The sequence below is a fragment of the Caloramator sp. E03 genome (genome assembly GCF_006016075.1).
In the GTDB taxonomy this organism is placed as follows: Bacteria; Bacillota; Clostridia; order Clostridiales; family Caloramatoraceae; genus Caloramator_B.
In genome coordinates, this window is sequence record NZ_CP040093.1 from 19,660 (window position 1) to 36,157 (window position 16,498).

Here is a 16,498-nt window from a genome sequence, read left to right on the forward strand (position 1 = left end):
AAGGAGGAATGTATGCAGGAAGGTATTATATTAAAAGGCATTGCGGGATTTTATTATGTAAAAGTAAAGGATGGAAGAACAATTGAATGTAAGGCAAGAGGTAAATTTAGGAATTGTAATTTAACACCGGTTATTGGAGACAGAGTTTTTATTGAAGAGATAGACAATAACAGTGGTGTGATTAAAGAAATAATGGACAGAAAAAATTTACTAATAAGACCTTATGTTGCTAATATAGATCAGGCTATTGTAGTTTTTGCTGCTAAAAAACCTCATATTGTTTTTTCATTGCTTGATAAGCTTTTAATACAGATAGAACATAATAATATCGAAGCTGTTATATGTATTAATAAGTCTGATCTTGATGATAGCCAAATAATTGAAAAAGTTAAGAGCATTTATGAAAAAGTTGGATATAAGGTAATTACAACAAATGCATTAACAGGAGAAGGTATAGATAAGCTTAAAGAAATATTAAGAGGTAAGGTATCTGTTTTCGCAGGTCCCTCAGGTGTTGGCAAGTCAACTTTATTTAATAAAATACAAAATAAAGTTAAGATGGAAACACAAGATGTAAGTGAAAGAATAAGTAGGGGTAGGCATACCACAAGGCATGCAGAGATTATCGATATTGATTATGATACTTATGTTGTAGATACTCCAGGTTTTTCAAGCCTTGATCTTGACTTTATTAAAGCAGATGAACTTCAGTATGCATTTAAAGAATTTAAAGATTATATTGGAAAGTGTAAATTTACATCATGTATGCACTACAAAGAAACTGATTGCATTATTAAACAAGCAGTTAAAGAAGGTATTATACCTTTTGAAAGATACAATACCTATATTGAAATATTACAAGAACTTCAAAGTAGCAGGAGGATGAAAAGATGATAAAATTAGCTCCATCAATATTATCAGCTGATTTTGGAAAATTATATGAGGAAATTAAAAAAGTTGAAGATGCTGGTGCAGACTTACTGCATATAGATATAATGGATGGGCATTTTGTTCCTAATATTACAATTGGTCCTTTAGTAGTTGAATCCATAAGAAAAAAAAGCAATCTTATTTTTGATGTTCATTTGATGATTGAAAATCCAGATAATTATATTCAGCAATTTATAGATGCTGGTGCTGATATAATTTCAGTACATGTTGAAGCATGTAGACACTTGCATAGAACTATACAAAATATAAAATCATCAGGAGCAAAGGCAGGAGTAGTACTAAATCCTGCAACACCAATTGAAACTATCGAATATATACTTGAAGATGTTGATATGGTGCTTTTAATGAGCGTTAACCCTGGATTTGGAGGACAAAAGTTTATAGAAAGTACTCTTAATAAAATTAAAAAATTAAGAAAGATTATTGATGAAAATAAATTAAAAATTGATATTGAAGTAGATGGCGGAATTAATCTTAATAATGTAAAAGATGTGGTTAATGCAGGTGCCAATATTATTGTTGCAGGTTCAGCAGTATTTTATAGTGATAACATAAGTAAGACTATAGAAGAATTTAAGAGGTTAGGAGCATAAAGATGAGAGCTTTAATAATTGCCCATGGTATAGGTGATGTAAATTATTTAAAGGAATTGCTTCCTTCATTTGATACTGTAATATGTGCAGACGGTGGGGCAGAATATGCATATAAATGCGGAATTCTCCCCCATTATCTTATAGGTGATTTTGATTCTATTAATAATGATATATTAGAATATTTTAAACTTAAGAAGGTAAAAATAGAAAAATATCCCCAAAATAAAGACTTTACAGATACTGAACTTTGTGTATACAAAGCCCTTGAGGAAAAATGCAATGAGATCATAATTTTTGCGGGAATAGGTAGCAGAATTGATCATAGCCTTGGGAATATAGGCCTTTTACATATTATAAAATCCTTTGGAGCAGATGGATGTATAATTTCAGAAAATCAAACCGTATATATTTGTAATGATATTTTAATCTTAAAAGGTAAAAAAGGTGATTTGGTGTCAATAATCCCCTTTGGTGGCGATGCAAAAGGAATTACGACTGAAGGATTACAATATTCACTTAAAGATGATACTATTAAGTTTGGATATCCTACAGGTATTTCAAATGTTATGACAGACGATATATGTAAAATAAAAATAAGTTCAGGTGAGATATTGGTTATAAAGCAAAGTGAAATATAATTTAACATTCCTATGACAAAATTAATATTACTTTCATAATATAATTATATATATGTCATAGGAGGATTGTTATGTCTAAGCAAAAGTTCTATAAGACTAATATAATATGTGCATTTATTTTAATCCTTTCAGGCATAGTACTTCTTGCTGTATGGCTCCCGTATTGGGTATGGTTTGCATTAATAGGATTAGTTTTAATTGTACTTGGAATAAATATTTATTATAAATATTAATTTTAGGGGTTGTGGGTATGGGGCATAGAAAAAAAAGTTTTTTATATAGATTATGCAGAAATAAAAGTTTAATTTTGGCTATTGGTTTTTTGGGTATTGGCATAATACTTGTCATTATCCTTCCAGTCAAGTTATGGATAGCATTTGTAGGTATTGCACTGATTTATATCTCATGGTATTGTTACTGTAAATAAAAAAATGTGCTAAATAGCACATTTTTTTATTTACATAAATTAAAGAGCACGTTGAACCTTTCCAGAGCGTAAGCATCTTGTGCATACATATATACGCTTTGGGGCACCATCAACTATAGCTTTTACTTTTTTTAGATTTGGAGCCCAAGTCCTGTTTGTTTTACGATGTGAGTGGCTGTATTGAATCCCGAAAGTTAAACCTTTTTCACATATTTCACATCTTCTTGACATAATGTAACACCTCCTATGCTTAAGACAAACAGAATTACCACATTTAAACAAACTATATTTTATCAGATGTATTTTAGGATTGCAACAATATTATTAGGTATAAAGGGAATACACAATTATTATATATAATAATTTACGTATTGTAAAGTATAATTGCTTTACAATACGTATAAATATCATCTTGAAGAAATTTATCGTTTAATATAAAATTAAAGCAAAGAATTTATTATTAATCGGCGATGTTCAATATTTTTTTAGGAGGTTTTGAGATGTCAATAAAGTTAAATAATGATTATGGGTATGTTGAGTACTCCGATGAGGTTCTGGCAAATATCGCCGGCGCTGCTACTATGGAATGTTACGGAGTAGTTGGAATGGCATCTAAAAGAGCAACAGATGGTCTATGGGAGCTTTTAAAGAGAGAAAATTTAAGTAAAGGTGTAAAGATAATATCAAATGATGAAGGTATTATAGTTGAACTCTATATAATAGTTGAATACGGTACAAAAATTTCGGTAATTGCTAATAATATCATTCAAAAAGTAAAATATACAGTTGAAAGCTTAACTGGTATTAAAGTGTTGAATGTTACAGTCTACATTCAGGGAATCAGAGTTTAATGCAGGGAGGTACTAACTTTGAAATATACTATTATTGATGGACAAATACTAAAAGAGATGCTATTAAATGGAGCTTATGAACTTGAAAGAAACAAGGATATGGTTAATTCCTTGAATGTATTTCCCGTACCAGATGGAGATACTGGAACTAATATGTCAGCTACTATGTTATCTGCAGTTGAAGAGATAAAAAAATTAAAAAATATTTCTGTTCAAACTGTAGTTAATGCTGCCTCGATGGGTTCTTTAATGGGAGCGAGAGGAAACTCAGGAGTTATATTATCACAGATATTAAGAGGGTTTTCTAAATATTTGAAAAATAAAGCTAATTTAACTACTAAGGATTTTGCCCTTGCACTTAAAGAGGGTGCTAATACTGCTTATAGAGCCGTTATGAAACCAACGGAAGGAACGATATTAACTGTTGCAAGGGAATCTGCAGATAAAGCAATTGAAATTGCAAAAAATGAAGTAGACTTTTTAAACTTTATGAAAAAAGTTTATGATCAAGCTGTATTAACTCTTAATAAAACCCCTGATATGCTTCCAGTTTTGAAACAAGCAGGAGTTGTTGATGCAGGAGGAAAAGGGTTAGTTGTTATATATAGTGGGATATTAAAGTGGTTTCAAGGTGAAGTAATTTCACCTGATACCTTCGAAGTTTCAAACAAGGTTACAAAACTTGATGTTGAAAAAGTTGAAGATATAGGAAATATAAAGTTTGGCTATTGTACAGAATTTTTTATTAAAACAGGTAATGCAGTAAATTACAATAGTTTTAAAGATAGAATTTCATCTTATGGAGATTCTATAGTTGTTGTTGGTATGGAAAACCTTATTAAGGTACACATACATACCAATAACCCAGGAATAATACTTGAGGAAGCTGTAAAGTTAGGAGAACTATCAAAAATTAAAATAGATAACATGAAGGAACAACACAGAAGTCTTATAGAAGATGAGGAAGAAAAAAAATTAAACGTTATTGAACCTGTAAAAGAAGAAGAAAAAGAGTATGGAATTATAACTGTTGCTGCTGGTGATGGAATAACGAGTATATTTAAAGATCTTGGAGTAGATATTGTAATTGAAGGCGGACAGACTATGAATCCAAGCACACAAAATATTCTTGAAGCAATAAATTCTATAAACGCAAAGAATATTTTCATTCTACCGAATAATGGGAATATAGTAATGGCAGCACAACAAGCAAGGGATGTAAGCAATAAGAATGTAATTGTTATTCCTACAAAAAGTATTCCTCAAGGTATAACAGCAGTTGTGACTTTTAATCCTGATATTGATGTTAAAGAAAATGAACAGGAAATGCTAAAGGCAATATCGAAGGTGAAAACTGGTCAAATTACTTATGCAGTAAGAGATACAGTGTTTAATGATGTTGACATTAAGGAAGGAAATATACTTGGAATTTTCAATGGTAAGCTTATAAAATCAGGAGAAGATATAAATCAAATAACAAAAGAAGTATTAGATGAGATGGTTGATGAGAATAGTGAGCTTATTACTATATTCTATGGAAATGGTCTTGAGGAAAAAGATACTAATGAGATAAGTGATTATGTTAAAGAAAAATTCAATAATTGTGATGTAAGCATAAATTATGGAGGTCAGCCTTTATATTATTATGTTATATCTGTAGAATAATAAATGAAATGAATATAAATATGTGTTATAATTAGTTCGAATGTAATTTAAATTATATTCGAACTTTTTGTTTAGGTGATATTAATGGATATAAAAAATATTAAAGGAGTAGGGGAAAAGACCTTAAAATACTTAAATTTACTTGGTATATATAGCGTTAAAGATGCAATATTTTTTTTCCCAAGATGCTATGAAGACAGAAGAAATATAAAGCCAATCTATGAACTTTGTGATGGAGATATAGCCTCAATAATTGCAGAGGTGTCAATAATATATCCTTCAAAAAGAGCAAATAACGGTATGTATATAAACCGAATTGTATTTAAAAATGAAACTGGCTATATAGTTGGAGTTTGGTTTAATCAGCCCTATATAAAGAACAATTTTAAAGTAGGGCAGAAAGTTTTTCTATATGGAAAAATTTCAAGAAAAATGGGTGAAGTGCAGATAATAGATCCACAATATGAAAGGGATATTGATGATTTAAAACTTGGAATTAATCCTATATATCCAAGTAACAAATATCTTTCTCAAAAGGTTATTAAAAAAATTATTAATGAATGTCTTAAATATATAGATAAAGTAATAATTGATATTTTACCTGAAAGTTTAAGAAAATCCTTAGGACTTTATGATATAAAAAGTGCTATTTTAAATATACATAATCCCAAAGACTTTAACATATTAAGTGAAAGTATAAAAAGAATTAAGTTTGAGGAATTACTTGTTCTCCAATTAGGGATTTTTATGGCAAAGAAACGATTTGAAAATATGGAAAATGCATATTCAATACCTGTTAGTAAAGAAATGAAAGAATATAAGGATTCACTTCCCTTTCAGTTGACAAATGCTCAATCTAAAACAATTAGAGAGATACTAATTGATATGAAAAAATCAAAACCTATGAATAGATTAGTGCAAGGGGATGTTGGATCAGGTAAAACAATTGTTGCAATTACTGCTTTATTTAATTGTGCAATGAATGGATATCAAGGTGCATTAATGGCTCCAACTGAAATACTTGCACAACAACATTTTTTATCTTTAGAATCTTTATTAAAAAAATGGCAAATAAAAATTGCTCTTTTATGCGGAAGTACTTCAAAAAAACAAAAGGATGAAATATTAGAAAAGATAAAACAGGGAGAAATTGATATCGTTGTAGGAACCCATGCATTAATACAAGAAAATGTTGAATTTAAAAATCTTGCACTTGTCGTAACTGACGAACAGCATAGATTTGGAGTAAGACAAAGGGGAGAGCTTATAAATAAAGGACATAATCCACATGTACTTGTTATGACTGCAACTCCAATTCCAAGAACTTTAGCTCTTTTTATGTATGGTGATATGGATATTTCAATAATAAACGAGTTGCCTGCTGGAAGACAAAAAGTTGACACTTATTTCGTAAGACCTTCAATGAGAGATAAGGTTTATGATTTTGTAAAAAAGGAAATAAGAAATGGAAGACAGGCCTATATTGTTTGTCCTCTTGTTGAAGAATCAGAAAAACTTGAAGCAGAATCTGCTGTTGAAACTTCAAAAAAGCTTCAAGAAATGTATTTTAAAGAGTTTAAGATAGGACTTCTTCATGGAAAAATGAATTCTTCAGATAAAGATTTGGTTATGCAAAAGTTTAAAAATAAAGAGATAGACATACTTGTATCCACTACAGTAATAGAAGTTGGAATAAATGTTCCTAACGCCACAATAATAGTAATAGAGAATGCTGAAAGGTTTGGACTTGCGCAGTTACATCAGCTAAGGGGTAGAGTTGGAAGAGGAAGTTATAAATCCTACTGTATTCTCATATCAGAAGCTAAAACTGATGATGCTAAAGAACGTATGAACATAATGACAAAAACAAGTGATGGTTTTATTATAGCTGAAAAGGATATGGAACTTAGAGGTACAGGTGAATTCTTTGGCACAAGACAGCATGGGCTTCCAGAGTTAAAGTTAGCTGATCCCATAAAAGACATTGAACTTTTAAAGCAAACAAGGGATGTTGCAAAAAAAATAATTGAGAATAATTTAATTTATAATAAGGATTATGAGAATTTAGTAAAGGAAGTTGATAATAAGTTTAATGATAAATTTAATGATATAACTTTTAATTAAATTTATTTTCATGTTTTATTATATTTAATTTGTGCTAAAATAAAAAAAGGTGATGCTATGAGGATAATAACTGGACTTGCAAAAGGAAGAAAGTTAATGGTACCAGAAGGGAATAATACAAGACCTACCCTTGACAGAGTTAAAGAATCTTTATTTAATATTATTTCTAATAATTTAAATATAAATGATTCAAAAGTATTAGACCTGTTTGCAGGTAGTGGTGGACTTGGTCTTGAATGCATTAGCAGAGGAGCAAAGTTTTGCATTTTTTGCGAAAAAGATAAAAATACATTTAGTTATTTAAGACAAAATGTAATAAATCTCGGGTTTTCTTCATGCTGTGAATTATATAATCATGATGCTTTTTTTGTTTTAAAAAAATGCAGTCAAAGAAATTTGAAATTTGATATTATCTTTCTTGACCCTCCATATAGTAAAGGTTTAATTGAAAAAGCTATAAAGAGTATAAGTGAATATAATATTCTTGATAAAGAAGGAATAATAATAACGGAATATGATGAAAAAGATATATTACCTGATAAAATAGATAATTACGTAAAATATAGAACTGAAAAATATGGCAGGGTCCGTATATCTTTTTGGACTGAGGAGGAAATAAATGAATAAAATAGCAGTTTATCCAGGGAGTTTTGATCCAATTACTAATGGACATCTTGATGTGATTGAAAGATCATGTAAAATATTTGATAAAGTAATAGTTGCTGTACTTGAAAATCCTGAAAAAAAAGCACCTCTTTTTACAATAGATGAAAGAGTAGAGCTCATTAAAAAATCAACAAAGGGTATGGCAAATGTTGAAGTTGCAAGTTTTAAGGGGTTATTAATAAATTTTATGAAAAAAAGAGATGCAAATATTATTATTAAAGGTCTAAGAGCTGTTTCTGATTTTGATTATGAGTTTCAGATGGCTCTTCTTAATCATAAATTAGACCCCAATATAGACACATTATTTATGATGACAAATAGTAAGTATTCATACTTAAGTTCAAGTGCAGTAAAGCAAGTAGCAATGTATGGAGGGTGCATTAAAGAACTTGTACCTGATGTTATTATTGAAGATATAATAAATAAAATAAAAGTATTAAAAAATAAAATTTGAATTTATTTTATTAAAACCTTTTTAATTTGGTTTAGAGCAATAAAAATCCAAATTATCATGAGAAATATTTCTATTAAAAATATTTCAGATAATTCAATTGAATAAATAGTATTATTAAATACGGAAAAATTAATTTTAAACAGATTAACTAATAAACAGCAGGATAAGCAAGAAAAAGCACCATGAGATATTTTTGAAAGTATATACAATTTAATGTTTATTCCTGTCTTATTTATAATACCCGATACTTGACCAATAATTGATATTCCACTAAATGCAATTATAAAACTTAATAAATATAATTTATATATAAAGCTATTATTTAATGCAGAAATTATCTTTGATCCATTTGATATTTCAAGAGAAGCTTCTAATAAATTTGAAATAGTTAATGCATAAAAGTTAGATATATGAAGATATTTTTTGAGGAATATTTCTATTATTTTAAAGTATTGTATTTCCCTTAAAAGATAAATTATAACAGAGAAAAAAATTATATACCCACCTATTAATCCACAAGTAATAAGTGAATCCTTTATTGAAATTGCAAATATTTCAAAAGGTGAATAATCCTTTAAAGTACAGGGATTAGAATATATATTATTTTTATTTTCTTTTTTTATAATGAATCTAAATAATATTCCATTTAATACAGCTCCTAATATATGAGATACATATAGTACATAACCTGCTATATTTGATTTTAGCATTCCATAACCAACGGCACCAATAATGAATAAAGGACCTGATGTACTGCTAAAGGTTAGAATTCTTTGCCCCTCTTTGGGGCTTATTTTATTTCCTTTAATTAAATCTCGAACTATTTTAGCACCTGATGGATATCCAGAAAATATGCTCATTATAAATGCATAAGCTCCATAACCTGAAGCATTAAAAAATTTTTTTACTATTGGTGTAAAAAGCATTGCAATATTTTCAGGAACATTTATAGCCATAAGTATATCGTTAATTACGAAAAAAGGAAATAGAGATGGAACAACAATAAAAAGCCAAAGATTAATTCCTTCTTTAGCACCATTTAAAGATACATTAGGATAAACTATAAGCAATAAAAGAAATGCTATTAAAAGGTAGGTAAAAGACTTTTTATTTTTTTTCAATAAACACATAAAAAAAGTAATAGTTATAATTACTGAAAATATATATTTCATATCAAAACCTTTTAAGAATTATTTATTATATTTCTATGAAAGCAAGGTGGAAGATATGAAAGAAAGATTAAAAGTGGGACTTGCTTTAGGCTCTGGTGCTTCAAGGGGACTTGCTCATATTGGAGTAATTGAAACGTTGTTAAAATATGGCATAACAATTGATATGGTTTCTGGAAGTAGTATAGGCGCATTAATAGGTAGTTTATATTGTTGTGATATCGATTTTAAATATGTTAAAGCTCTTTTTAAACAGTTGCCAAAGAAGGCATATCTAGATGTAAGTGTACCAAGGCTTGGTTTTATAAAAGGGGAAAGAATAGAAAGTATATTAAAACTAATAACAAAAGACTGTGATTTTAAAGATTTAAAAACACCCCTATCAGTTGTGGCTACAGATTTAAAAAACAAAAAGGAAGTTATTTTTACAGAGGGTAAAGTATATGAAGCTGTAAGAGCAAGCATATCAGTTCCAGGAGTATTTGTTCCCTATTTTAAAGACGATATGATATTAGTAGATGGAGGGGTAATTGAAAGAGTACCTGCAAAAGCAGTTAGAAAAATGGGGGCAGATATTATAATAGGAGTTGATGTAGGATTTAATTTAACAAGCAGTAATTGTAAAAGCATTTTTGATGTACTTTATGAATCAATTGATTTGATGGAAAGGGAACTATTTCTTATGAAAAAACAAGATGCTGATATAATGATTCGGGTCGATTTAAATGATATCGACCCGACGAGATTTGATCTTGTAGATGTATGTGTTGAAAAAGGAATAGCTGCAACTTTAGATGTTATTGAGACAATAAAACAAAAGATTGAGGGTAAATAAAATTATATAATAACTGGGGGTGTTTTAAGGTCTTGCTTTGCATATTTATATAAAATATTTTTGTAGCCTAAAACATAAAGATCAGTAGCTCTTATATCCATATCTAAAAATATTGAATCTTTTGGTGATGGATTGGTAATAATAGGAATGTTACACTTTGTTTTGATTTCTCTTAAAAGCTTTTTACCGTTGCTATTAAATCCAAGAATTCTTATATATTTTAAAGCAGAATTCATATTGTTTTTCCAATATTCCTTTGTAATACCAAGTAATGAATATATTAGTATCCTTTTTATCCTTGATTCAGTATATCTTTTGCTTTTTATATTTTTTATAAGTTCATTAATAGAGTTTGAATCTTCACTTGCCTTTTTTATCTTGTATTCAAGTCCTTCTGTTACATCAAGAATTGATGATATATAGTCTAATCCTTCAGTTCTTAGCTTATAAAGTATTATATTTGAAAAATCATCTATTATAATTGGCGCTCTACCATTAATTTTTTCCTCCTCTATTATTTCATAAGAATATTGTGGGAGGGAATTTTTTATTATATCGTTATAAAAGTTTTTCCTTATTGAAGTAGCGCTTGATATACTACCTGACAATTTTTCATCGTTATAAGAACTTATAATTCTTTTTATAGTATAAGGTTTAATATTGCTATTTAATGTTAATAATGCTTTTATATACTCAATAGAGAGTATATTATTTGGGTTATTTATTAATTTTTCGATATCTTTTGTATTTACATTGACATCATTTTTATCTATTATATACTTGTAGAGGGAGTATTGTCTTGCAGCAGGGTATGACAAACCAGACTTAATATATTTTTTTAGCATAAGTCTATATTCTTCAGGTTCTTGGTATAGTATTTTTGATATATAAAAAAGCTTATCTATATCTCCAACTTCACTTCCAAAACAAATGTTATCTACTATACCAAGTGAGTTGAGTACAGATATTGCACCAAAGGCAAAACCTTCAGCACTGCTGATAGAAAAAATAGTAGGGAGTTCAATTACTAAGTCAATTCCTGAAAGTAAGGCAGCCCTAGCTCTTGCCCATTTATTAATAATGGCAGGCTCACCTCTTTGAACAAAGTTGCCACTCATTACAGCAATAATATATTGACAGCCTGTTATTTGCTTTGTTTTGTTTATATGATAAATATGACCGTTATGTAATGGATTGTACTCTACTATTATACCTGTTACAGACATAAAAACCTCCTAAAATGTAAAGTATTTTGTTATTATTTTAGTTTATTTTATTAAATTAAACAAATCATAATTATATATTAAAGTATATATTTAAAAATAAACATACAAAAGATATAAAAAGGAGGATATTAAGATGGGCTTAATGGAAAAAATATGGTTAAAGGCAAAAAGCGAACTGAAAGTTATTGCATTGCCTGAAGGTAGTGAACCAAGAACTGTTAAAGCTGCTGAAATAATAAAAAAAGAAGGTTTAGCAGAAGTAATATTGCTTGGAGATGAGGCTGAAATTAAAAATGTTGCTCAAAGTGAAGGAGCAAATATCGATGGAATTAAAATAATAAATCCATTGACATCAGACAAGACAGAGTACTATGCAGAACAGCTTTATGAAATAAGAAAAAACAAAGGAATGACAATTGAAAAAGCAAGGGAAATGGTTCTTGATACGATGTATTATGGAACAATGATGGTTAAACTTAAGGATGCCGATGGAATGGTATCAGGTGCTATTCACTCTACTGGTGATTTGTTAAGACCAGGAATGCAGATAATTAAAACTGCTCCGGGTATATCAATAGTATCAAGTGTTTTTGTTATGGAAGTTCCAAATGAAGCTTATGGAGAAAAAGGGTTATTTGTATTTGGAGACTGTGCTGTAAATCCAAATCCTACAGCTCAAGAACTTGCTGCAATAGCAGTAACAAGTGCAAGAACAGCAAAGTCACTTTGTGGAATTGAGCCAAGGATTGCAATGCTTTCTTTCTCAACTAAAGGAAGTGCAAAACATGAACTTGTTGACAAAGTTGTTGAAGCAACAAAATTGGCAAAGGAAATGGCACCTGATATAATGATAGATGGAGAGCTTCAGCTTGATGCAGCAATTGTTCCAAAAGTTGCTTCACTAAAAGCACCAGGAAGTAATGTTGCTGGCAAAGCTAATGTATTAATATTCCCTGATCTTCAAGCAGGAAATATAGGATATAAACTTGTTCAAAGGCTTGCAAACGCTGAAGCAATAGGACCTATATGTCAAGGATTTGCTGCACCAATAAATGATCTTTCAAGGGGATGCAGCGTTGAAGATATAGTTAATGTTGTTGCTATAACAGCAGTTCAAGCCCAGGGAATAAATTTATAATAAAAGGAGATGTACATATATGAAGATACTTGTTGTAAACTGTGGTAGTTCATCTTTAAAATATCAATTAATTAATATGAAAAATGAATCATTACTTGCAAAAGGACTTGTTGAGAGAATAGGAATAGAAGGATCAGTATTAACTCACAAACCTGAAGGTAAAGATAAGGTAGTTATTGAGCAACCTATGAAAGATCATAAGGACGCTATAAAATTAGTTCTTGATGCTTTAACAGATAAAAACCACGGCGTTATTGATGATATGAGTGAAATATCTGCTGTAGGACACAGAGTGGTTCATGGAGGAGAAAAATATGCTTCATCAGTTCTAATAAATGATGACGTAATGAAGGTTCTTGAAGAATGTACAAGGCTTGCCCCACTACACAATCCACCAAACCTAATAGGTATAAATGCATGTAAGGCTTTAATGCCAAATACTCCTATGGTTGCTGTATTTGATACTGCATTTCATCAAACTATGCCTGATTATGCATATATGTATGCTCTCCCTTATGAATTATATGAAAAATATGGAGTAAGAAGATACGGATTCCATGGTACATCTCACAAATATGTATCAAAAATTGCAGCAGATTTGCTTGGAAAAGACATAAAAGATTGCAAAATAATTACATGCCATCTTGGAAATGGAGCAAGTGTTGCTGCTGTTGCAAATGGAAAATCAGTAGATACAAGCATGGGATTTACACCTCTTGAAGGACTTGTCATGGGAACAAGATGTGGGGATATTGATCCTGCAATTGTAACTTTCCTTCAGGAAGAAGCGAATATGTCTTCTAAAGATGTTAACAACGTTATGAATAAAAAATCCGGTGTATTAGGTATATCAGGAGTAAGCAGCGATTTTAGAGATGTTGAAGATGCAGCTGCTAATGGTGATAAGAGAGCAAAGCTTGCTTTAGATATGTTTTATTATAGAGTAAAAAAATATATCGGAGCTTATGCTGCTGCAATGGGTGGAGTAGATGCTATTGTATTTACAGCGGGACTTGGTGAGAATTCCCCTGAGGCAAGATATGAATCTTGTAAGGGACTCGAATTTTTAGGCATTAAGATAGATGAAAATAAGAATAATGTTAAGGGAAAATTAACAGAAGTATCTACTTCAGACTCTAAAGTTAAGGTATATCTTATTCCAACAAATGAAGAACTTATGATAGCAAGGGATACTATGGAAATAGTAAGCACACTATAAATTGATCAATACAAACAATATTCCATGTATTCGACATGGGATATTGTTTGTATAATTTTATTTTAAATAATTGGTTGGTATTTGTAATAACAACTTGACTTTTATTTAGCAAATTTATATAATAAATTGTGGCTTTTATTTGAGGTGAGCATATGTTACTTAATATTTCTGACCTTATAAAAGGTAATATTGAAGTTTTGCCATTTGAGATTATTTTAAATAAGGACGTTCTTGAAAGGGATGATTTTAAGTTTGTGCTTTTGTCACCCCTAAAAGTTGTAGGCAATGCTTATTATGATGGAGGTCTTGTAAAGGTAAAGGGAAATATTAGTGCAACTGTTCAAGCACAATGCTCAAGATGCCTTCAGAATTTTGATTATGATTGCAACATTGATTTTGACGAAAATTTTACAAAAGAGCATGAAAATGAAGAGACCTATTACTATAATGGTAGTACTATTGATTTGAGCAACATGGTAATTGACAATATAATTCTTTCAATGCCTATAAAGTTTTTATGCAGTGAGGACTGTAAAGGTTTATGTCCAATTTGTGGTAAAAACTTAAATAATGGCAGTTGTAACTGCGAAAAAGGAGAGATTGATCCAAGATTTGCAGTACTCAAAGATTTTTTTAAAGGCAATTGAGGAGGTGTTATAATGGGAAATCCTGCGAGAAGACATTCAAAAGCAAGAAGAGATAAGAGAAGAGCTCAGACATGGAAACTTTCAATGCCTGGAATGGTTGAATGTCCACAGTGCCATGAGATGAAGTTAGCTCATAGGGTATGTGATAACTGTGGATATTACAAAAATAGGACAGTTATAGAGAAATAACTTTTAAAGAAAGTCTTTTATGGACTTTCTTTTTGTTTTTTCTAAATTTGTATTTTATAGTTGATTTATTATAATTTATTTTATATACTTATTATTAGTAGTAGGTCATAAAAATAGATATAAGGAGTGGGACCTATGAATAGTAGGGAAAAGAAAATACAAAGACAAAATGAGCTAATGGAAATAATAAAGGAAAATCCTTTCATTACAGATGAAGAATTAGCTGAAAAATTTAATATTTCAATACAAACAATAAGATTAGACAGGTTAGAACTTGGAATTCCAGAACTCAGAGAGAGAATAAAAAATGTAGCTGAGGATAAATTTGCAAAGGTTAAGGCTATAGAAGGAAGAGAATTTGTTGGAGAACTTATAGATATAACACCAGGAAAGAATGCTATTTCAATTTTTGATACAAATAAAAGTTTGGTGTTTAAAAAGACAAAGGTTGTTAAGGGACAGTACATATATGCAATGGCGGAAACATTAGCTCTTGCTATAGTTGATGCAAAGGCAGCTTTAACAGGAGTTGCAAATATAAAATATAAAAGGCCTGTATATGCAGGTGAAAGGCTTGTAGCTAAAGGCGAGATTGTAAGAACAAGAGGTAATAAATTTTTTGTTTGGGTTTTTATATACGTTAACCAGCAAGAAGTTTTTAGAGGGAAATTTATACTTGTTGCCATTGATGAGAATAAGGAGGAATTAAAATGAAAATTATTGTTGATGCTATGGGAGGAGATAATGCACCAGAGGAAGTAGTAAAGGGAGCATATCTTGCATCAAATGAATTTAATATTGATATAGTACTTGTTGGAGATAAGGAAAAAATAGAAAAAGTATTTAATGATAATAACATATCTACTAATAAAATTGAAATTGTACATACTACAGAAGTTATAACAAATAATGATTCTCCAACTCTTTCTATTAGAAGAAAAAAAGATTCTTCTATTGTAGTTGGAATGAAACTTTTAAAGGAAAAAAAAGCTGATGCTTTTATTTCAGCTGGAAGTACAGGGGCAATTCTTGCAGGAGGCCTTTTTATAGTAGGAAGAATTGAAGGAATAGATAGAGCAGCTCTATCTCCTGTAATTCCTGGCAAAAACAATTATTTTATGCTTATTGATTCTGGTGCAAATGCGGAATGTAAGCCTGAAAACATACTTGATTTTGGGATAATGGGAGATATATATTCCAAAAAGGTTTTAAAAAAGCAATCACCTACAATTGGGATAGTAAATATTGGATCAGAAGAAGAAAAGGGAAATTCTTTTACAAAAGAGTGCTACAATCTATTAAAAAACAGCAATATAAATTTTAAAGGCAATGTAGAAGCAAGGGAGATACCTGAGGGTAATATTGATGTTATATTATGTGATGGATTTACTGGAAATGTTATTTTGAAACTATTTGAAGGAGTAGCAGGAACTATTTTTGACATTTTAAAAGAAGAGATTATGACTTCTACAGTAACTAAACTTGGAGGGTTACTTTTAAAGCCTGTATTTAAGAAATTTAAAAAGAAGTTTGATTATACTGAATACGGCGGTGCAATACTTCTTGGAGTTGACGGTACTGTAATAAAAGCGCATGGGAGTTCAAATGCTAAAGCTATAAAAAACGCAGTAAGACAAGCAATTCTTTGTATTGAGGGTAATGTTGTTGAAGAAATTAAAAATGAAATTAAAAGATATAAATCTTAA

The 16,498-nt window shown here is 29.8% G+C and carries 19 protein-coding genes; 16 read left to right on the forward strand and 3 right to left on the reverse strand.

The genetic code is table 11. From position 1 onward, the window contains the following. Nucleotides 1-12 precede the first annotated feature (12 nt). The 4 genes from rsgA (at nt 13) to FDN13_RS14160 (ending at nt 2,415) form a co-directional block, all read left to right on the forward strand. Entirely contained in the window at nt 13-894 is an 882-nt protein-coding gene (rsgA, locus tag FDN13_RS00100) for a ribosome small subunit-dependent GTPase A (RefSeq protein WP_138978307.1), read from the forward strand. Beyond that, nucleotides 891-1,544, forward strand: a complete 654-nt coding sequence (gene rpe / locus FDN13_RS00105) for a ribulose-phosphate 3-epimerase (protein WP_138978308.1) — start codon at nt 891-893, stop codon at nt 1,542-1,544. The genes rsgA and rpe overlap by 4 nt, the downstream gene beginning before the upstream one ends. A gap of 2 nt (nt 1,545-1,546) precedes the next feature. Next, on the forward strand, nt 1,547-2,182 hold the full coding sequence (locus FDN13_RS00110) for a thiamine diphosphokinase (protein WP_138978309.1): 636 nt from the start codon (nt 1,547-1,549) through the stop codon (nt 2,180-2,182). 71 nt (nt 2,183-2,253) lie between these two features. Beyond that, a complete protein-coding gene (locus tag FDN13_RS14160) occupies nt 2,254-2,415 on the forward strand; it encodes a hypothetical protein (RefSeq protein ID WP_168190015.1) in 162 nt (53 codons plus the stop codon). Between the two features lie 233 nt (nt 2,416-2,648). Here FDN13_RS14160 and rpmB read toward each other — a convergent pair whose 3' ends face one another. Next, nucleotides 2,649-2,840 carry a 50S ribosomal protein L28 gene (gene rpmB / locus FDN13_RS00115; RefSeq protein WP_138978310.1) on the reverse strand — a complete coding sequence of 64 codons (192 nt, stop codon included), beginning with the start codon at nt 2,838-2,840 and terminating at the stop codon, nt 2,649-2,651. A 269-nt stretch (nt 2,841-3,109) separates the two neighbouring features. On the opposite strand from rpmB, the gene FDN13_RS00120 reads away from it, so the two are divergent. The 5 genes from FDN13_RS00120 (at nt 3,110) to coaD (ending at nt 8,369) form a co-directional block, all read left to right on the forward strand. Next, the gene (locus FDN13_RS00120; protein ID WP_138978311.1) at nt 3,110-3,460 is read left to right on the forward strand and encodes an Asp23/Gls24 family envelope stress response protein; all 351 of its coding nucleotides are present in this window, start codon (nt 3,110-3,112) and stop codon (nt 3,458-3,460) included. A gap of 18 nt (nt 3,461-3,478) precedes the next feature. Continuing rightward, nucleotides 3,479-5,125, forward strand: a complete 1,647-nt coding sequence (locus FDN13_RS00125; RefSeq protein ID WP_371414828.1) for a DAK2 domain-containing protein — start codon at nt 3,479-3,481, stop codon at nt 5,123-5,125. Between the two features lie 84 nt (nt 5,126-5,209). Beyond that, nucleotides 5,210-7,249, forward strand: coding sequence for an ATP-dependent DNA helicase RecG (gene recG, locus FDN13_RS00130; protein WP_138978312.1), 2,040 nt, complete (start codon nt 5,210-5,212; stop codon nt 7,247-7,249). Between the two features lie 57 nt (nt 7,250-7,306). Then, a complete protein-coding gene (rsmD, locus tag FDN13_RS00135; RefSeq protein ID WP_138978313.1) occupies nt 7,307-7,876 on the forward strand; it encodes a 16S rRNA (guanine(966)-N(2))-methyltransferase RsmD in 570 nt (189 codons plus the stop codon). After that, the gene (gene coaD, locus FDN13_RS00140) at nt 7,869-8,369 is read left to right on the forward strand and encodes a pantetheine-phosphate adenylyltransferase (protein WP_138978314.1); all 501 of its coding nucleotides are present in this window, start codon (nt 7,869-7,871) and stop codon (nt 8,367-8,369) included. The genes rsmD and coaD overlap by 8 nt, the downstream gene beginning before the upstream one ends. A gap of 2 nt (nt 8,370-8,371) precedes the next feature. Here the strand turns inward: coaD and FDN13_RS00145 are convergent, their stop codons facing one another. Further along, entirely contained in the window at nt 8,372-9,499 is a 1,128-nt protein-coding gene (locus tag FDN13_RS00145) for a hypothetical protein (protein ID WP_168190016.1), read from the reverse strand. Nucleotides 9,500-9,596: 97 nt separating this feature from the next. Between FDN13_RS00145 and FDN13_RS00150 the strand changes: the two genes are divergently transcribed. Beyond that, nucleotides 9,597-10,373, forward strand: a complete 777-nt coding sequence (locus tag FDN13_RS00150) for a patatin-like phospholipase family protein (RefSeq protein WP_138978316.1) — start codon at nt 9,597-9,599, stop codon at nt 10,371-10,373. 2 nt (nt 10,374-10,375) lie between these two features. Here FDN13_RS00150 and FDN13_RS00155 read toward each other — a convergent pair whose 3' ends face one another. After that, on the reverse strand, nt 10,376-11,599 hold the full coding sequence (locus FDN13_RS00155) for a nucleotidyltransferase (RefSeq protein ID WP_138978317.1): 1,224 nt from the start codon (nt 11,597-11,599) through the stop codon (nt 10,376-10,378). Nucleotides 11,600-11,732: 133 nt separating this feature from the next. Between FDN13_RS00155 and pta the strand changes: the two genes are divergently transcribed. The 6 genes from pta (at nt 11,733) to plsX (ending at nt 16,498) form a co-directional block, all read left to right on the forward strand. Continuing rightward, on the forward strand, nt 11,733-12,737 hold the full coding sequence (gene pta / locus FDN13_RS00160) for a phosphate acetyltransferase (protein WP_138978318.1): 1,005 nt from the start codon (nt 11,733-11,735) through the stop codon (nt 12,735-12,737). 19 nt (nt 12,738-12,756) lie between these two features. After that, nucleotides 12,757-13,956, forward strand: coding sequence for an acetate/propionate family kinase (locus tag FDN13_RS00165; protein ID WP_138978319.1), 1,200 nt, complete (start codon nt 12,757-12,759; stop codon nt 13,954-13,956). Between the two features lie 152 nt (nt 13,957-14,108). Continuing rightward, nucleotides 14,109-14,603, forward strand: a complete 495-nt coding sequence (locus FDN13_RS00170; protein WP_138978320.1) for a YceD family protein — start codon at nt 14,109-14,111, stop codon at nt 14,601-14,603. 12 nt (nt 14,604-14,615) lie between these two features. Next, nucleotides 14,616-14,792, forward strand: a complete 177-nt coding sequence (rpmF, locus tag FDN13_RS00175) for a 50S ribosomal protein L32 (protein ID WP_078696783.1) — start codon at nt 14,616-14,618, stop codon at nt 14,790-14,792. A 135-nt stretch (nt 14,793-14,927) separates the two neighbouring features. Then, the gene (fapR, locus tag FDN13_RS00180) at nt 14,928-15,506 is read left to right on the forward strand and encodes a transcription factor FapR (RefSeq protein ID WP_138978321.1); all 579 of its coding nucleotides are present in this window, start codon (nt 14,928-14,930) and stop codon (nt 15,504-15,506) included. Next, nucleotides 15,503-16,498 carry a phosphate acyltransferase PlsX gene (gene plsX / locus FDN13_RS00185; protein ID WP_138978322.1) on the forward strand — a complete coding sequence of 332 codons (996 nt, stop codon included), beginning with the start codon at nt 15,503-15,505 and terminating at the stop codon, nt 16,496-16,498. The genes fapR and plsX overlap by 4 nt, the downstream gene beginning before the upstream one ends.